This window comes from Pseudogulbenkiania sp. AW2-16 (assembly GCF_056824575.1).
Genome location: NZ_CP157668.1, coordinates 3,406,042 through 3,421,372 on the forward strand (window position 1 = coordinate 3,406,042; position 15,331 = coordinate 3,421,372).

Genomic DNA, 15,331 nt, shown 5'->3' on the forward strand with positions numbered 1-15,331 from the left:
TTCTGGCTTTTCCGAAAGGGACAGTCAAGGGCGATTTGCCCGGGACTGTCCCTGCTCATCCCTGCCAAGCCGGTCCACGCTTGCCGTGGGTTGGCAACCGAAAGGAAAAGCCATGAAACCCCATCCAGAATGGCGGCCCCCTGCGGACCCAATCCACCCAAGCTAAGGTTTTATAGGTAAATATGCTGAAAAGTGGGTGTCTGAAGGTATGTATTCCAGTGATTTCAGAACTCTTTGCTGATGAGCCACGACACACGGTAGTACTTGCACAATTCTGTGAAGTCACTTCTTTGCTTGCTTAGGCCTGCCAGCTCCTGGTCGCTTGCCGCCGCGATTATTTCCCATGAGTTCACGACTCTGGTACCAGCCCTCTGCTCTGAGAAGCATCGGCCAGATCAAGGCTGGATGAGACTGGATCTGCGCATTAACGGCCCGGTACAGCGACGTAGCCTTATATGACAAGCCTTCCGGGTCGTGCAAAACACTCAAAATTACTTGAACGGCATTTTCATCCGTTAGTGTGTGCTGAGCATGCCCAAGCTCACGCCAAACAGCAGGGCGTCGTTCCGCGAGCCATGATGCAATATCTTGCTCAGGAAATAGCATCTGGTCTTGGAACAGGCTGTCGTGAAACTTAGTCACTTCGCGAGTCAGAATACGATTGATGACATTCTCTAATAGCTCTTTTTGCCTTATCCCTTCTTTGTAACGCGCAGCTGCTTTGCGCGTGTCGCTCCCAGACAGCATGGGATCACTTGGCGCATGATATCCGCATAGTTTTCGACCGGGTAAGGGTTGGCGCCAGCACAACTCACAGAAGCGCAATGGGTCTATGTGTCGATGGTCTTGAGGGTATCGAATGTCCTCCACCGAGAGATGCAGATAGCCGCAGTGCTGAATGAAGATATTCACTTCAATTGGTGCGAACTCCAGGTCCCTTGGTGGTTGCTTCGTATGGGAGTGCACGAGCTTGACAGCAGATGCAATCTGCTGAAGTTTTTTATCGTGTTCAGCACAGAAGCCAAGGGCACCGTACAAGAAGTAGATGCTGTCCCAACTCGCCTTCTTCTCCTTGTCAAATACGGCACGCCCTTCCGTGGACGCTAGCGGTCGCAAGTAGCAGCGGATTAGTTTCTGAGCTATTGCAGGGGTAACTGCGCCCGCTGAAGCAACAACCTTGATGAATCGCAGACCATACACGACGTCCATGTTCGTAAACCGAGCACGAATCACCTCATCGTCGACATAGAGCGGCATAAATCAAATGTCCATTTTGGGCAGTAGCATGAGCCATGGCGCATCAATAGCATGAGCAGTCGTGATATTGAGGGGTGTCAAGGGTGAAACCGTGGAAACGATGACAGTCGCCGAAGTTAGCCAGATCTTGCGGATATCGGAACATACGGCACGCAACCGGCTAAGTTTGGGCTTGCCCATGCCGCCCTCTTTCCGTGTCGGTCGGAGGCGGTTGTTTCTGCGTTCGGTAGTGGAGCGCTGGCTTGCCGAACGAGCAAATCTTATCCAGCCTACAAATTAAACAGTTTGAATCAACGCCGGAGACGTAGATGTAACTAGAAAACGAACGCGTAGAACGATCACTGCAATTTTCGAGAGTAGAAAAGACAAACCCCCGAGTTATCGGTCAGTTGGCGCTGAACGATTCGGGGGTCTGCTGACAATTCTTGCGGGACTGTCACAGGTATCTTGGCTTTTCTTGGCTGGGCTGTCAAGCGCGTTCTGCGCTTGCGCCCTCTCTCGCCCTATTGAACCGTGTAGAGCGGGAGAAATCCCGGCCAGAGAGACTACATGTCTAGCCATATCGAGCTGTTCCGAGGCTTCTCGGAATTCTTGCAATCCGATGAATTTCGGGAAACTGCCCGTCATCCTGAGTACCCCACGGCATTCACCCGCCGAGGCGGGAAACTACCTGTACCCAGCTTGGTCGCTGTAATGATTTGCGGCATGCGCATGAGTGTCCGTGCTGAGCTGGATCAATTCTTTGCCCATCTCCGGCAGCAGGCCCAACTGGTTCATCACGTTTCTGAGCAAGCCTTCGCCCAAGCACGAGCTAAATTGTCTGGTGCAGCAATCCCCGCGCTTAATGACTGGTTCATCCAGCAAATAGATGCGGCAGGGCTGATCCCCAGATGGCATGGCTTGCGGTTGGTTGCAGCAGATGCATCAAACCTGCGATTCGGTTTACGGGCTAGCCACGTACCACGTGCTGCAGTTACTGAACAGAATGCGTTCGCGCTCTTCCTGCCAGGTGTTGAAATGACGCTGGCTGCAACGCTTTACAGCATTAGCGTGGGAGAGCGTCAAATGCTGTTTGAACACTTGGACAAACTGAGGATTGATGACGTTCTCTTGCTGGACCGAGGCTATCAAGCTCGATGGCTGGTGGCTGCCCTGAATCAAGCCGGGATTCGTTTTTGCATGCGTGTAGATCGTCCCGACAAAGGTGGTTTTGAGTGCGTACGTAACTTTATGCGCTCAGGGAAGACAGAGGCCGTAGTCAAGCTGAATGCACCTGATCTGAGAGATGTCGCTGATTATGGTTGCCCAGCCACGCCTCAAGAAGTTCGCCTCGTTCGCAGTGTTACACCTGATGGAGCCATTCGTGTATTGATGACCAACTTACTCGATGTGCACACATTTCCAGCTGCCGATTTCGGTGCTCTCTACCACCAGCGATGGCGCATTGAAGAGGCTTTCAAGCGACTCAAGCATCGTTTGAATTTGGAGCACGTGTCTGGGTTGTCTCAACTGGCAGTGATGCAGGACTTTGCTGCCAAAGTATTATGCGACAACTTGCAAGCCTTGGCATGTCTCGTTGCGACGGAGGAGGATCCCCTACCAGAGGGGCGTAGGATTAATCATGCATACGCCCATACAGTTTTAAAGCGTGTTCTCCCAGCTATCTTACTGGTTTCAAAGGCAATTTCTCTGCTCAAGGAAGCATGTTCACTTATTGTCAGACATACCTATTGCCATCGCGAAGGTTTGTCCAAACAAAGGAAGTCGTCTCACAAACCGCATAAGCACTTGAGTCATAAGGCATGCTGAAGCTAAGGAAAGCTGGTAAGGCATCCACCCAAACTGTCGGGCATATCCCTGTGTTAGCATAACGGCATTAGGCTGGTAAGCGGCTGCCCTCGACCTGACAAAGAATCATTCTTTACCCCGAGGATCGAGCGGCACGAGAGTCATGTTCGCTGGCCACTGTATAAACGATGTAGGTTAGAGCAGGTGACGTCAATGTCAGGTGGGCATGCAACAGCTTCGGGTATCGAATTTCAGTGTGAGGTGGGTGCCTGGCTTGCTGCACACATACTGACTTCTCAGCCCGTTAAAGAATTTGGTAACTCAATCCCTAGCTCACTTCAGATGGAAGCGATATCACCCGTCGATGATATCGTGGTTCAGGCTAGCGATGGAGGCGTCTGGTTCATCAACGTCAAGGTCGCCGTCAGCATCTCGACTCAGTCTCAGTCGCCACTATCGAGCGTCATCGATCAGTTTGTCCGGCAGTGGCTTGAAGGTGTCTGCGATGGGACTGCGTTTCGGCGTTTCGACCCCCTTAGAGACCGGCTGGTACTGGTCACCAAGTACTCCAGCAGTAAATCTCTGATCAAAGGTGCTAGCCCAGTCATCAAGCGAATCGCTGACGGAGCCGTAGCTCACGAAACTGCGCCGCCAACCTACTCAGATGGAGAAGCTGTTGCCTTCGATGCCTTGGACGCATTGCTGAGGTTTCACTGGGAACGACACACGGGCGAAGTACCGAGTAGACAGGCACTTAACGAGCTGATCTCTTGTATCCGACTTATCGAGTTCGAGATAGCCGGCCCCACTGCCGCTGCAATCAACACGATGCTTTCCAGCGTTGTTGCCTCGGACGATTTAAGCGACGCAATACCCGCTCTTGTCCATGGCTGTCTAGAGTTTTCGCGCTGTCGTTCTGGCGGTGATAGAGAGGCATTGAGGGCACTGCTCCGTAGTGAGAGGGTTCGTCTTCTGCTGCAATCAACCTATCTGAAGGATTTCAATCGCTTGCAGGAAATGACGGGGCATGCGCTTGACGATATGTCTCGCTACGCGTCGATTCATGTTGATGCCTCTGGCACGTCCATTCAGCTTCGGCGCACCTGCTGCGATGTACTGCTGGACACGGCAAAGCGAGGAGAATCTTGTCTTGTCATCGGCGACCCGGGGGCTGGAAAGTCTGGCGCGCTCCAAATCGCCGCCCAAGAGTTACTCGACCAGGGCAGAGTCGTACTCCTGATCCAAGTCGATCAGCTTGTGGGCACCACGCTGGCAGATTTGCAGCGTGAGTTCTCGCTGTCCCAGCCATTGATCGACATTCTGACCGAGTGGCGGCCGAGCGAGAGCCCTATCCTAATGATCGATGCGCTTGACGCATCCCGTGGTACAGGTTCGGAATCAGCCGTCCGAACCTTGATCAGCGAGGTTCGCAAGAGAGCGCCTCAGTGGGCTGTCATTGCGTCTATTCGCAAATTTGACCTGCGCTACGGCAGTCAATATCACCGTCTGTTCGAAGGGCGGCCCGTCGATGATCGGTTTCAGGATCCTGAGTTTCTGCGGGTTTGCCATATCAACGTTCCTCAACTGGGACCGGATGAGATTCTCGAAGTTAGAACAAAGTGGCCGTCTTTAGATCGCATCGCACAGGCCAGCGGGTCGCAGTTCAACTCCCTACTGAGCAGCCCATTTAACCTCTTCCTGTTGGGGCGCATCCTCAAAGAAGATGCATCTGTGGCGAACCTAGCCAAGACGCAGCTGGATCTCCTGGGGCAGTTCTGGAGCCAGCGTGTTGAGAGAGGTGCATTTGTCGCAGCAGAAGAGTCGACACAGGTAATGGATGTACTGCTCCGCAAGATGTTGCAAAGCAGGCGTTTGACTGCGTCGAATGGTGACGTCGCTTCAAATCAACTGTCCGCGCTCGAACGACTTCTAAGCGACGGAGTTCTCTATCAACCAAGTGGTACTCGGATTCTGAGCTTCGCTCACCATGTGCTGTTTGATTACGCCCTTGCAACCTTACTGTTTTTGCATGATGACGCGACGCACATCGACGATGTGCTACTTGAAACGACCCAGGATGTATTGCTTGTTGCACCTGCTATCATTCTTGCACTCAGGATGGTCTGGGAGCGCGACGCCTCAAGAAACAAGTTCTGGAGTGTGTCTTTGTCACTTGCCGGAGACAATCGTCTTGGATCCTTCATCCACTCGTTGCCAGCACGAGTTGCCGCAGAACTGACAATAGTACCGGCGGACGTTTTGCATCTCGTCCGCACGGTTCAAGAGCAGAGCAAGCCTGCAGTCTTTTTGGCTCAGCATTTGCTGAGTGTTGTGCTGGCAGGTGTCATTCAAGATGTTCCGCACCTCGGCCACCCTAACGATCCATGGTGCAAAATCGTCGAATTGATGGCCCAAGCTGCGCTCGATTTACTGCAGTGGCCCCTCAATGCAGCACTGGGATCATGGGCCGATGCCGAGCTAACCGACGACCAGCAGGCATCGCTAGGCACCGCCGGGCGTCTTCTTCTGACTCATCAGTTGACCCATGAGGCCGCATACAGAGAAGGGAATGTCTCTGCGGCGATCAAGGCTGTCCTTAAAACGTACGCTACAGCGCCACAGGAGTCCGAGAAGCTGATCCGTACCCTCCTTGTGGAGGAGCGTGTTGCACGCCATGGGCATACCGAGCTGTTTTGGCTCGCGCATGGGTTCAAGACGCTTGTGTGCTCTAACCCACTGCTTGCAGCAGACTTCTTGATTACTGCGTTCTGCAGCCCACTTCCTTCTCGGGACGAAAAAACCGCCCTCGGCAACAGTCGAATACTCAGTCTGACCTCTACCAAACGGCAGGACTTCGAAGGAATACTGTATCAGCTGCAGCGACACTTGGCCTGGTTCCTCGGGCGCGATACGGTAGTCGCTGGACAAGCACTACGTACCATCATTTCAGCCAGGATTGACTCCGAGCGTGTTACAGAGGGTGTCTCTATCGTTGGTGAAGCCACAATTTCGGACCGGTTGCTGAAATTCCGTATGGACCACAGCTGTGTTTGGTGGAGCCCTCATGCCAGACACCACGACGTCAATGCCGAGCTTGTAGACTCACTTTGTACCCAACTTCAAAAAGCGTCGAACGCAGATTTCACCACGCTCCAGGAAGTGATCCTCGACGGATGCGTACCTGCTGTACTGGTGGTGGTATTCCTTCGCGCAGCTACCACCCGTGAAAATCCAGGTGCAATCCTTCAGCTTCTGCTTAGCCGTGACGTACTTCAAATGTTAGACACGTCTTACGACGCAGCGGAGCTGGCTAAGGTTCATTACATGCTCCTTTCCTCCGAGCAGAAGGTCTGCTTTCAAGATGTGATTGCATCTATCGACGATGAGCATCGCAAGCAGATCCTGCTTGGAACCTTGCCGGTAGACGAGCCGTTGCTCAATGAAGCCCTTCGCCAATCTAGAACGGCAACTGATCTGGCCCCAGCTACGAACCAGCCTCATTTCAGCGTTACCTCTGGATGGGGTGATTCAGACGGGAATTGGTGGCTCAGAGATGGCGGTGTAGATACGGACGCTCCAGCCAATAAGGCTCTGCTGGAAGCAACTGAGCAAATTAAGGTAAAGGATCTGCCTGAGGACAGTAGCGTAGCGCTTGTAACCTTGGCATCCCAGTGGCGGATTGCACTCAGTGCGGTAGCTACTCTTGACTCAAGTAATCAGGTGCATGCCTTAGTTCAGAACCAATTTCTAGACACGCTTGCAGATCTGGTCGGCAAAATCTGCGAGCGTGCCGACACTGAAGCGGATTTGGCAGCCTTTAACGGGATTCGGGACATCATTGACAAATGCCTCGCAGACGATCTGAAGCCTCTCCCTGTTGCGGATGCGAAACGAGAGGCAGACTTCGCTAAGCATACCAGTTGGGGCCGACCCGCTCCTCGGATCGCTGCTGCTGAAGCAATGATGTTATATCTTCGCGCTATAGGTCATGCATCCACGACTGATTTCGACCTGGTGCTCAAACTCGCCAGGGATCCTGCAGTGGAGATCCGCCACACCGTCCTGGCTCGTGCAAACTTGCTTTGTGAATCAGTGCCAGAACTATCGAGGCAGCTTGCAGAGATCGCACTCACCCAGGAAACGAACGAGGGTGTGCTGAGCTTCTTTTTCAATGCGTTTAACAATTATGTGAGCCAGCACCTAAACTGGGCGCCCGAACTGATCCTGGCGCTGGACTCTAGAGTTTCTGACGAAGACAACGGGCATAGGCTCGGCCTACGCTCAGCCCTAGCGCAGTTGATACTGCGACTCTGGATCGTCTGGAATGTCGAGATCGCTGGAAATCGACTAGAGACTTGGGTGGCAGCTCCACTTGTGCATCGCCAAAGAGTCCATGAACTCTTGATACAACTTCGTCAATTGGTAGCGTTTGGCGAGGTGGAAGCTGCCAACCCACGTGATGACCGAATTCGAGAGATGGGCCGCCATCTCTTTGCAGAGCTCGTTGAGCGTCTTACTTCGACACATCGAGCGTTATTTGAGAGAGCAGTGGCTGGCGAAGATGTCAGTCAAGAACTGAGCGACACCACTCAGCTTCTCGATTCTGCTGCCGATCACCTGTACTTTGGGTCTGGAGCCTATGCGCTAACACATGGGGAGGATAGTTCGGATCAGCATGTCGGCCACTTAGAGCGCCGCCGTTTCATCCGTGAGTACCTACCTACCTTGCGACTACTTGCGCAGGTTCCTTATCCCTCTGTCACACACCCTATTCTTCAGATAATAGAAGCGTTTGTGGCAGACGGCCCCGAAGAGATGCTGCAGCTGCTTTTCGAAGCGATTCATGGAGGCGGCCAATCAGGTGGTTACCAGTTTGAGAGTCTGGGCGCGGACCTTGTCGTCAAGATCGCACAGCGCTTCTTAGCCGACTATTCGAGCCTTTTGACCAGCAAGGCCGAGTACAGGTCAGGACTGGTAGACGTGCTCAATCTCTTTGCTAACACTGGTTGGCCTGAACCGCGAAAGCTCGTCTACCAGCTACCGGAGATGCTTCGGTGAGCAGAGTCGACGAACATTCCTTCTTTCGCCGTCTCACAGAAATTCGTCTTGAGACAGAGAGGAACTTACTGCTACGCATTGAACGAATATTCGCAGATATGAGGCCCGCTGCGGCCGCCAGCTATGAAGGCCAGGGACGGCGACTGATCAACGAAGCGCAGGTCAGAAAGTACATCATCGACCCAATGCTAGAGGCGCTTGGATGGAAGCTGGATGACCCTGCGGCCATGATTGTTGAAGCCGGCGTCGAGCCATTGGACGACTCAAGCCACCGACGCTTTCTGGACTATTTTGGTGCCGGGAAAATCGACGAATGCCAAGCATCGCTCCTCGTTGAAGCAAAGCGTCTTAGCCATGAGCTGCCGACACATGACGAGGGGATGGACCTCAAGCAGGTGATGGCAGAGGCTCTAAAAGACGCACAGAAGGCCAATAGCGCGACAAGAGTGAGGGGACAACGTGGTCCTCTCTCTGTCGAATGGTTGGAAGTTCTCACCACACTCTTTGACTACGTGGAACGCCTAGCTTCGGGCGAGCACGGCGCACCACGTAAAGTGCTGTTGACTAACGGCGAGTGGCTTATCGTCTTTACTGATCCCGTGAAGACCTTGGTACGTAAGGAGATCTCCGCGAATGATCTCCTTGTCGTCTCGAATCTCTATGAAGCTGCTGAGACTGCAGTGGCGCTGTTCGCCCAGTTGTCATTTGCATCGCTCACTGAAGACCTGCAGGAGCAGAACATAGTCGACCTCTGCCGCTTCGTTGAGTCCGATGGTGATCCGTTGCCTGCAGCATTTGCAGTTGATATCTCGACTGCCGAGCTTGGAAAGCGGCCTGTGATGGGGGTTCTACCAGCTATCGCAGTGCAAGTCCCAAGCGGTGGCTGGCTGAGGTTCATGAATCCGGCTATCGAACAGCAAGTGTTGCGCAGTGAGGCAGAGCTTGCAAACGATATGCGCACAATTCACGAGCAGGCCGAGGTTCTCATCGCCAATTTGCGGACCCATCGCGACCTCCACTTGGTGGACGCTGCCGCGCTTGAAAGCTCGATTCCCAAAATCCCGAGGTTTCCGTCTACCCGGTTACTCAGGCGAGTTGCTGACAACCGGTTCGTGATGTATCTCGGGGAAAATACGCATCCATTCGTAGATCCTGGGGCATTTGCGGGCTGCCCCTACCATTCGTACGGTGCTGCTTTCAAAGAAGGTGTGGCTGCAAGCGCAGCTCCCATCCTGAGGCCGTCAACTGAACCGCCGGCCTACTTTCCCAGCGGCTCTGCTCGGCATTGCGCTCATGGTGGAGTCCATGCGCTTCGTGCAAAGAAGTGCGCAATACAGGGTATGGACAGCTTCCTCTGCTGCCGAGCCTGTGCCTTGCAGGCAAGATGCTGGCCAGATGGTGCACCAAGTCTTCCATGTAGCAAACAACAGCAGGACGTCGACGTGAAAACTCTTATCGGCTAAATGACACTGTGAGGGATTGTCCAAACAGAGGAAGTCATCTCACAAGCCGCATAAGCATTTGAGCCACAAGGCATGCTGAAACCGGGGGAGATTGTTCTTACGCGCCTCAGCCAGGCTATCGCAAATGCGGATGCGGATTCGAAGGAAGAACAAGGCCAGTGAGTTGGTATCAGCTCTCTGGTCGAATTCCGCACCATAGGGGCGGCCCGGCTGTCCTTTCCCAGGACGGCAAGTCACCGCAGAATCATGCTGCTATGGAGCGCCGCACTCGGCTGAATCAGCTCCGGTTCTATAACCTGCTTCTCGCGCAGCTTGTCTGTGGGTGCTCGGTGTCGAATCTGTGCGGCCAAACTCCACCAATTGGAGCATGGTATGCTCTCCAACGGGAATCCAACGTGTCGAACCCGTTGTGTGCGATGTGGCTATTACAAGCTGGATCGGGTTCCGCAATTGCCGCAGGAGGTCTTCTGGCGTCGGACGCTGCCCATCCCACAAGAAAGCAACGGCGGTGTCTGGATCGATTTCACCCAAGCCCTTGTCGAGGCCGATACTCCGTGGCCCAATCTCCGACTGTTGGAAGAATCGAGTGAACGACCCCTCGTCAGTGAAATAGATGTCGTCAACTCCATCAATCATCGCGTACGGCAGCGAGTTGATTACGCAGTGCACTACCTGCTTACCAACAGCCTCGGGGAAGTGACTGGTGAGAATATCCGGATAGTGCTTCAGGCCGTTGGCCAAGCGCTTAACCTGCTTCACCACATCGCTAATGCCGAGAGAGAAGTAATAGGCTCGAGTTGGATCACCGCCAGATAGGCCGCGACTCTTGCACTCAAGCAAAAACAAGTAGTCGCCCCACACGAAGGCGACGTCGTAGTCGTATGTCTCTCCGCCTCGATCGCACAAAATATTCTTGGCCTTGATTCCTTGCCTGCCTAGGAACTCAATGACTGACCGCTCAAACCTCTTTCCTCGGCCGTCCAGGTTAACCTCGAGCATCCCGAGCGTAGACAAGATAACATTGGGGATAGACGAAGCTGCACTGCAGAGCGCCAGCAGAATAAGGCTTCCATCTTGCAGTTTGATCAGAGGCTGGTCGAACAAGTCTCGACTTTTCTTTCTATATGTCGCGTGTTCGATGAAGATCTCGGCCTTGCCACTGCGCAATCCAAGCTGCTCTAAGAGAGCCACCAGTTCTGGTCGACTGAACCGTATGGTGAGTCGATCCGGATCGTTCGTTTTCAAGGCAGTTTCGCAAACGCTCTGTAGCGCAGAATATCCACGAACCCACTCCGCGAGCGTCAGTCCTGCGTACGGTGTGCTGTCCTTTGTGATTTCACCCGACAGTAGTTGGCTGAGGGCTGTAGCGCCATGGATCTCTTCGAGGGAGATGGTCTGCTTAGGCAGTAGTTCAACCCGTCTATCTATACCTCCAGCAATCTTACAGTACTGTGGGGTGGTTATAACCGTGGCCCAATGCTGTGTCAGTCGCTCGACTAATCGGTTGTTTGCAACGTTGCTGTAGAACTCGCGCCCGTCGTCAGACGGCAGAGATTGCCACACGCTCTTAACGCCCTGTTCGGCCCAGCTTGGAGGAAGTTCTGTGTGTTTCTCCAAGACACCGTCCAGGAAACGATGGCGGCGCTCCGCGAACTGCCAGCTTCTCCAGGCCGCAGCCAGCAATTGGAAAGATCCCACGGCGAATCGATTTTCAGCGGTGGATGGTGGAAGCGAAGGCAGCGTTAATACACCACTCGCGTCGAACCATCCGTTGATGTGCGCCTCCATACCCAAGGTGCTCTCAAATGTCGCAATCAGGAGTTCGTGCACAGCATCAGGACTGATGTCTTCTTCGCCATCATTTTTCACTGTGACCTTTCCGAGATTAAACATCTTCTCGTTGCTCATTGCTTGCAACATTCGCGATCTCAGGTCCATGTATTCGCGGTTGCTACGGTCAAGGAGTGCTGAGATGCGGAGCTCGGGGGACAGCGCCGCGGCGTCGGACTTGCCGAGAAGTCCGAGGATAGCTTGATACACGCCGTCAATTTCCCTGACCCGCATGTCGTAATTGCGTACAAGCTCGGCCTCAGCTGAGTAGTGCTTGGTATCCAGAAGATCTGCGAGCTGTTTGAGAAGCTGGTCACGTTTTTTCTCTTGACCAGCGCTCTGCCTTTTCAAAACGAGTGACTCACTGCGTTTGACAAGCCCAATCAACTTGTTAACGTCTTCTGGTGTCAGGGCAGTTTCAGCTAGGTGGACTGACAACTGTTCCCATGACAGCTTCTCAAGGGCTTTGTTGACGAGGGTTTCGCTAAGTTTGACAGTCATTCGATGTGATTTTTTGAACAGGTGTCGCGCGCAGAACGCGGGAACAGAGACAAGTTAAAGAGGCCTGACTTGACTTATTGCTAGTCCAACATGCCAAGGAGTCTTGTTTTCCAACATCCTTGTTACCAGTAGTCGGCGAAGGGACCAGAAGAAACGCTCCATGGGCTTTGCCCAGGGGTGATAGGGGATTGCTGTTGCCCCCTGAGTCCTACTACAAATGCCCGCATGCGGCGCGACAACATGACTATCTGCCCCCGATAGCTGCCATGCTAACACATCAGCATGATCAGCGGCTCTGGCGGGAGAGTAGTTGCGCGCAAGGTGACTAATACTCGGCAAAAACAGTCGCTACGACCGGTAGTCTGGTTTTGTCCGAAATGTGTCAATGCTGGACGCCGGGTAACGCATGAGCGTCATCCTTCAACGCATGAGACGTGAACCAACGAGGGATAGGAACAACTGAAGGATATCTACCTTTGTGCGACCGCTACTAATAATGGACAAAAATGCGTCGAACTTCATCGACACCTTCTCCCCACTTCTCGGGTTGAGTAGCACGAAGTCCTGCCACTCAGTGCCATGCCCCTCGATGGACGCAGCGTAGCTTAACAGCCAATAGATGGCCACTTGGCGGTAATCCGCCGAAGAAAAGCGCTTGGCAGTGCACTTTACCTCAACTAACGTGCTCCCGAGGGCGAAGTCTCCGTGACCGCTAGCAATCCACTCTAGGCCAGGAATTCGCGGTCGGATGACGATGGGGCACTCGCTCGCGCGGCTCATCTCTGTCATTGCGTTGGCAAGGTTTCTGCCTACAGTCTCGGCCAAACACTGGTCCCATTCAGCCAACTGCTCAGGCAGTTTAGCGTCGAAATACGCACGTTGCCGCCTAAGCGTCTCAGCGAAGCAGCTTGGCCAGTTGATGTTTACATCTCCCTCAAGGATGCGCTCACCCACGGTGTAGCCGAGTTCAAAGAGCATGGCTCGCTGCATTGTCGACCGAAGCAGGAGTTCCTGTCGAAGTGGCTGGACTGGTATGGGGCGCGCCGAATTGTTCAGGTGCGCGACTATACCTGGTGTCAGTTGCGGGAACACCTCATCGAATATACCTGGGATTTCGCGAGCCACTGTGCGTGGGTCAAACTGCATTGTTCACCCCTTTGGCCCATCTCATGAACACGGTCGCAAACCGTGGCTCTGTGCCGCGAGGCAGTTTGCTGAGCTTCATCTTGTCTTTCTCTTCGTCGAAGGGGAGTTCAACCCCAAGCGCCCAGGATTGGCTTGCTGCGCGTCTCGCCTGCAGTCGAGCCTTGCCCCCTTCGTCGGCGAATTCGAAGGACATAAGCCAGTAGAGCCGCTGGCATTCTGGAGTCATTTGCTGCCAGCGGTTGCGTAGATAGTTGAACGCGACACCGTCGCGCCAACCTCGCCAACAATCGATGCAAGCGCGACGTACCGTATCCAACTGCGTCGTTTCGAAGAGTTGGCGCACGAGTTGCAATCGCGCCGGCGTACTTTGAAAGCGCAAGCAACGCAGATAGTGGAGCAAACTTGTATCGGCCTTCAGCAGATGTTCGGAGTGGGTGGGGATGGAGTCGAGCAAATTGTCGAGCTTTCCGTGAATACTAGAGAACCGCCCATCACCCCGTAGGTTCGCGATGCCCCGCATGATTGTGGAGAACGAAGAACGGAAGGCGTGAAGATTCTGCTGCTTCAACAAAGTCGCCGCGATTTCAAGTGCGATGGTTGGCTCCTGAAGCCGCATGGTTCGACCAATCTGGGTCACCAAGAAAGAATCTGGTAGTGCTTTTTCCAATTCACGATTCAAGAGCTGGCGTACCTCAAGTGTCTCGACGGTCTCCACAAGCGACTCGTAGTCCTCCTCGGGGTTATCGGAGTATGGGTCGAACTTGAGGTCAATGCTTCGTAGTTTGGCAGCCTCAATGTCGTCGCCGCCAAGTTGCGAGGCGACGTAGTCTCTATAGTGCTTCGAGGATAAGAATACGGTCTTTGACTTGTTCAAGCTCAAGCCATAGTCCATCAACCCTTGCGCGAGGATGCCAAGCGCTCGGTACGCTTCCGCCGTATTCTTCGCAATCAATATATAGTCGTCGACATAGCGATTCCACTGCACCCCACGAGCTGTAAGTGCGGCGTCAACTTGATTTAGGAAGAGTTCTGCAAGAACGCGAGCCCCCTGGCCGCCGACCGGCAGCCCGAACGAGCGTCCTGCAAACAGTTTGCTGAGAAGAGCGTTGACCTGCTTCGAGACTGCCCCGGCATCACCATCGAGACCGTTGATGAGGTTTTCAATGTAGTGGTGAGAGATGTGCTCGTAGAAGCTTGAGATATCAGTTTGAACGACGACCGCCTCATCGCCGGCGATGTTTGCCTGAGCAACTGTGGCCTCCTTGAAAGCCCGCCATGACCTGCTCTCGTCGAAGAGCTGCTCGCCACCTGTCGGTAAAAAGCGATAGGACTGGGCGCTGGGAAAGCGATGTGGTTCGAGCGCCTCTGCGATGGCGATAGCCAGTCCATTGAGGTAGATGTTCCAAAACAGGTGAATCTTCGTCACCACACGGAATCCGGCCGGTCCGGAAGGGGCCAGGAGCCGCTCGCTTTGGATGTGAAGCTCAGCAATACGCTCGTGGTTGTCTTTGGCGGCTTGACTGTCTCGAAGCTCTGAGTAAAAACCATAGGCGATGGAGGCAAGCGCCTCGGCCTCGTCACCACAGAATCGAACGTCAATGTCAAATGGCAGCGTATCGTTGTCACCGTGCTTAGCAACTTCACGTGCCGCACGTGCGAAGTGATGTAATTCGGGTTTGAGCAAGAAGACTTTCCTCGCAGCAGTTGCACCTTCGTGCGTTGAAACGATATTTTTGTCTGCTCTCAAATGGCATGATTTTGGAATCATTGCAGATTTTTACTGGCTTGCACAGGAGCCGCTTCACTGCAGCGTTGGCATTTAACTGAGCTGGACTGAAATCCAGCAAAAAGGCGGGAGCATTCCCGCTATTGGAAGTAGATGTTCGGTATCTGTGCCAGAGAAATAGTCGGTATGCAGCCCTGAGCTGACGCTCAAGGTCGATGAGGCAGCAGACCGTTTTGGTCGAGTTGGAAGCGATTAGGCCCGCCACCCTAGTTTCTGATCCTTAATCGAAAGGAGAGTACCAGCGAGTCCTTGCTGCAATTTTGTTAGCTTGGGTGGATTGCCTGCGGACCGCCCCCTTCCAGAGCTGCCGAGCATTCAGCTCGACATGTGCCACGGCCGTCAGCATTGGCATCCTCGAGCTGCCACACTTCTGCGGCCGGATTTCCCGTTGGCAGCCACACTCCCAACACATACTGCCTCCGTGCCTCTTGACCTCCAGGTACTTGACCCCGTTACGCAGGAGATCACACGCCCCAGCCTCTTTGTCGTGGTCGACAGCACC

The 15,331-nt window shown here is 53.8% G+C and carries 9 protein-coding genes; 4 read left to right on the forward strand and 5 right to left on the reverse strand.

The window, feature by feature from the left end; all coding sequences use genetic code 11:
• Nucleotides 1-282: 282 nt before the first annotated feature.
• Both ABKF58_RS16470 and ABKF58_RS16475 read right to left on the reverse strand, forming a co-directional pair.
• Entirely contained in the window at nt 283-1,257 is a 975-nt protein-coding gene (locus tag ABKF58_RS16470; RefSeq protein WP_482582075.1) for a hypothetical protein, read from the reverse strand.
• Between the two features lie 3 nt (nt 1,258-1,260).
• Nucleotides 1,261-1,437, reverse strand: a complete 177-nt coding sequence (locus tag ABKF58_RS16475) for a hypothetical protein (RefSeq protein ID WP_347372106.1) — start codon at nt 1,435-1,437, stop codon at nt 1,261-1,263.
• Here ABKF58_RS16475 and ABKF58_RS16480 point away from each other — a divergent pair.
• The 4 genes from ABKF58_RS16480 (at nt 1,358) to ABKF58_RS16495 (ending at nt 9,566) form a co-directional block, all read left to right on the forward strand.
• A complete protein-coding gene (locus ABKF58_RS16480) occupies nt 1,358-1,537 on the forward strand; it encodes a helix-turn-helix domain-containing protein (protein ID WP_482584395.1) in 180 nt (59 codons plus the stop codon). The two genes, ABKF58_RS16475 and ABKF58_RS16480, sit on opposite strands and share 80 nt — an antisense overlap.
• A gap of 269 nt (nt 1,538-1,806) precedes the next feature.
• The gene (locus tag ABKF58_RS16485; RefSeq protein WP_482582076.1) at nt 1,807-3,066 is read left to right on the forward strand and encodes an IS4 family transposase; all 1,260 of its coding nucleotides are present in this window, start codon (nt 1,807-1,809) and stop codon (nt 3,064-3,066) included.
• Between the two features lie 321 nt (nt 3,067-3,387).
• Complete coding sequence (locus ABKF58_RS16490; protein WP_482582077.1) at nt 3,388-8,103, forward strand: NACHT domain-containing protein; 4,716 nt, start codon at nt 3,388-3,390, stop codon at nt 8,101-8,103.
• Nucleotides 8,100-9,566 (forward strand): hypothetical protein, encoded by a 1,467-nt coding sequence (locus ABKF58_RS16495; RefSeq protein WP_482582078.1) that lies wholly within the window; start codon nt 8,100-8,102, stop codon nt 9,564-9,566. Before ABKF58_RS16490 ends, ABKF58_RS16495 begins: the two co-directional genes overlap by 4 nt.
• Nucleotides 9,567-9,818: 252 nt before the next feature.
• Here the strand turns inward: ABKF58_RS16495 and ABKF58_RS16500 are convergent, their stop codons facing one another.
• From ABKF58_RS16500 to ABKF58_RS16510, 3 genes are all read right to left on the reverse strand, one after another.
• A complete protein-coding gene (locus ABKF58_RS16500) occupies nt 9,819-11,897 on the reverse strand; it encodes a nuclease-related domain-containing protein (protein WP_482582080.1) in 2,079 nt (692 codons plus the stop codon).
• A 420-nt stretch (nt 11,898-12,317) separates the two neighbouring features.
• Nucleotides 12,318-12,875, reverse strand: a complete 558-nt coding sequence (locus ABKF58_RS16505) for a hypothetical protein (protein ID WP_347372100.1) — start codon at nt 12,873-12,875, stop codon at nt 12,318-12,320.
• Nucleotides 12,876-13,032: 157 nt separating this feature from the next.
• Entirely contained in the window at nt 13,033-14,727 is a 1,695-nt protein-coding gene (locus ABKF58_RS16510) for an RNA-directed DNA polymerase (protein ID WP_347372099.1), read from the reverse strand.
• Nucleotides 14,728-15,331 lie beyond the last annotated feature (604 nt).

Bases quoted from the DNA above. Each gene is read 5' to 3' on its own strand.
- ABKF58_RS16475 (WP_347372106.1), bottom strand. From the start codon at position 1,437: ATGGGCAAGCCCAAACTTAGCCGGTTGCGTGCCGTATGTTCCGATATC.
- ABKF58_RS16490 (WP_482582077.1), top strand. From the start codon at position 3,388: ATGGAAGCGATATCACCCGTCGATGATATCGTGGTTCAGGCTAGCGAT.
- ABKF58_RS16480 (WP_482584395.1), top strand. From the start codon at position 1,358: ATGACAGTCGCCGAAGTTAGCCAGATCTTGCGGATATCGGAACATACG.
- ABKF58_RS16505 (WP_347372100.1), bottom strand. From the start codon at position 12,875: ATGCTCTTTGAACTCGGCTACACCGTGGGTGAGCGCATCCTTGAGGGA.
- ABKF58_RS16470 (WP_482582075.1), bottom strand. From the start codon at position 1,257: ATGCCGCTCTATGTCGACGATGAGGTGATTCGTGCTCGGTTTACGAAC.
- ABKF58_RS16500 (WP_482582080.1), bottom strand. From the start codon at position 11,897: ATGACTGTCAAACTTAGCGAAACCCTCGTCAACAAAGCCCTTGAGAAG.
- ABKF58_RS16485 (WP_482582076.1), top strand. From the start codon at position 1,807: ATGTCTAGCCATATCGAGCTGTTCCGAGGCTTCTCGGAATTCTTGCAA.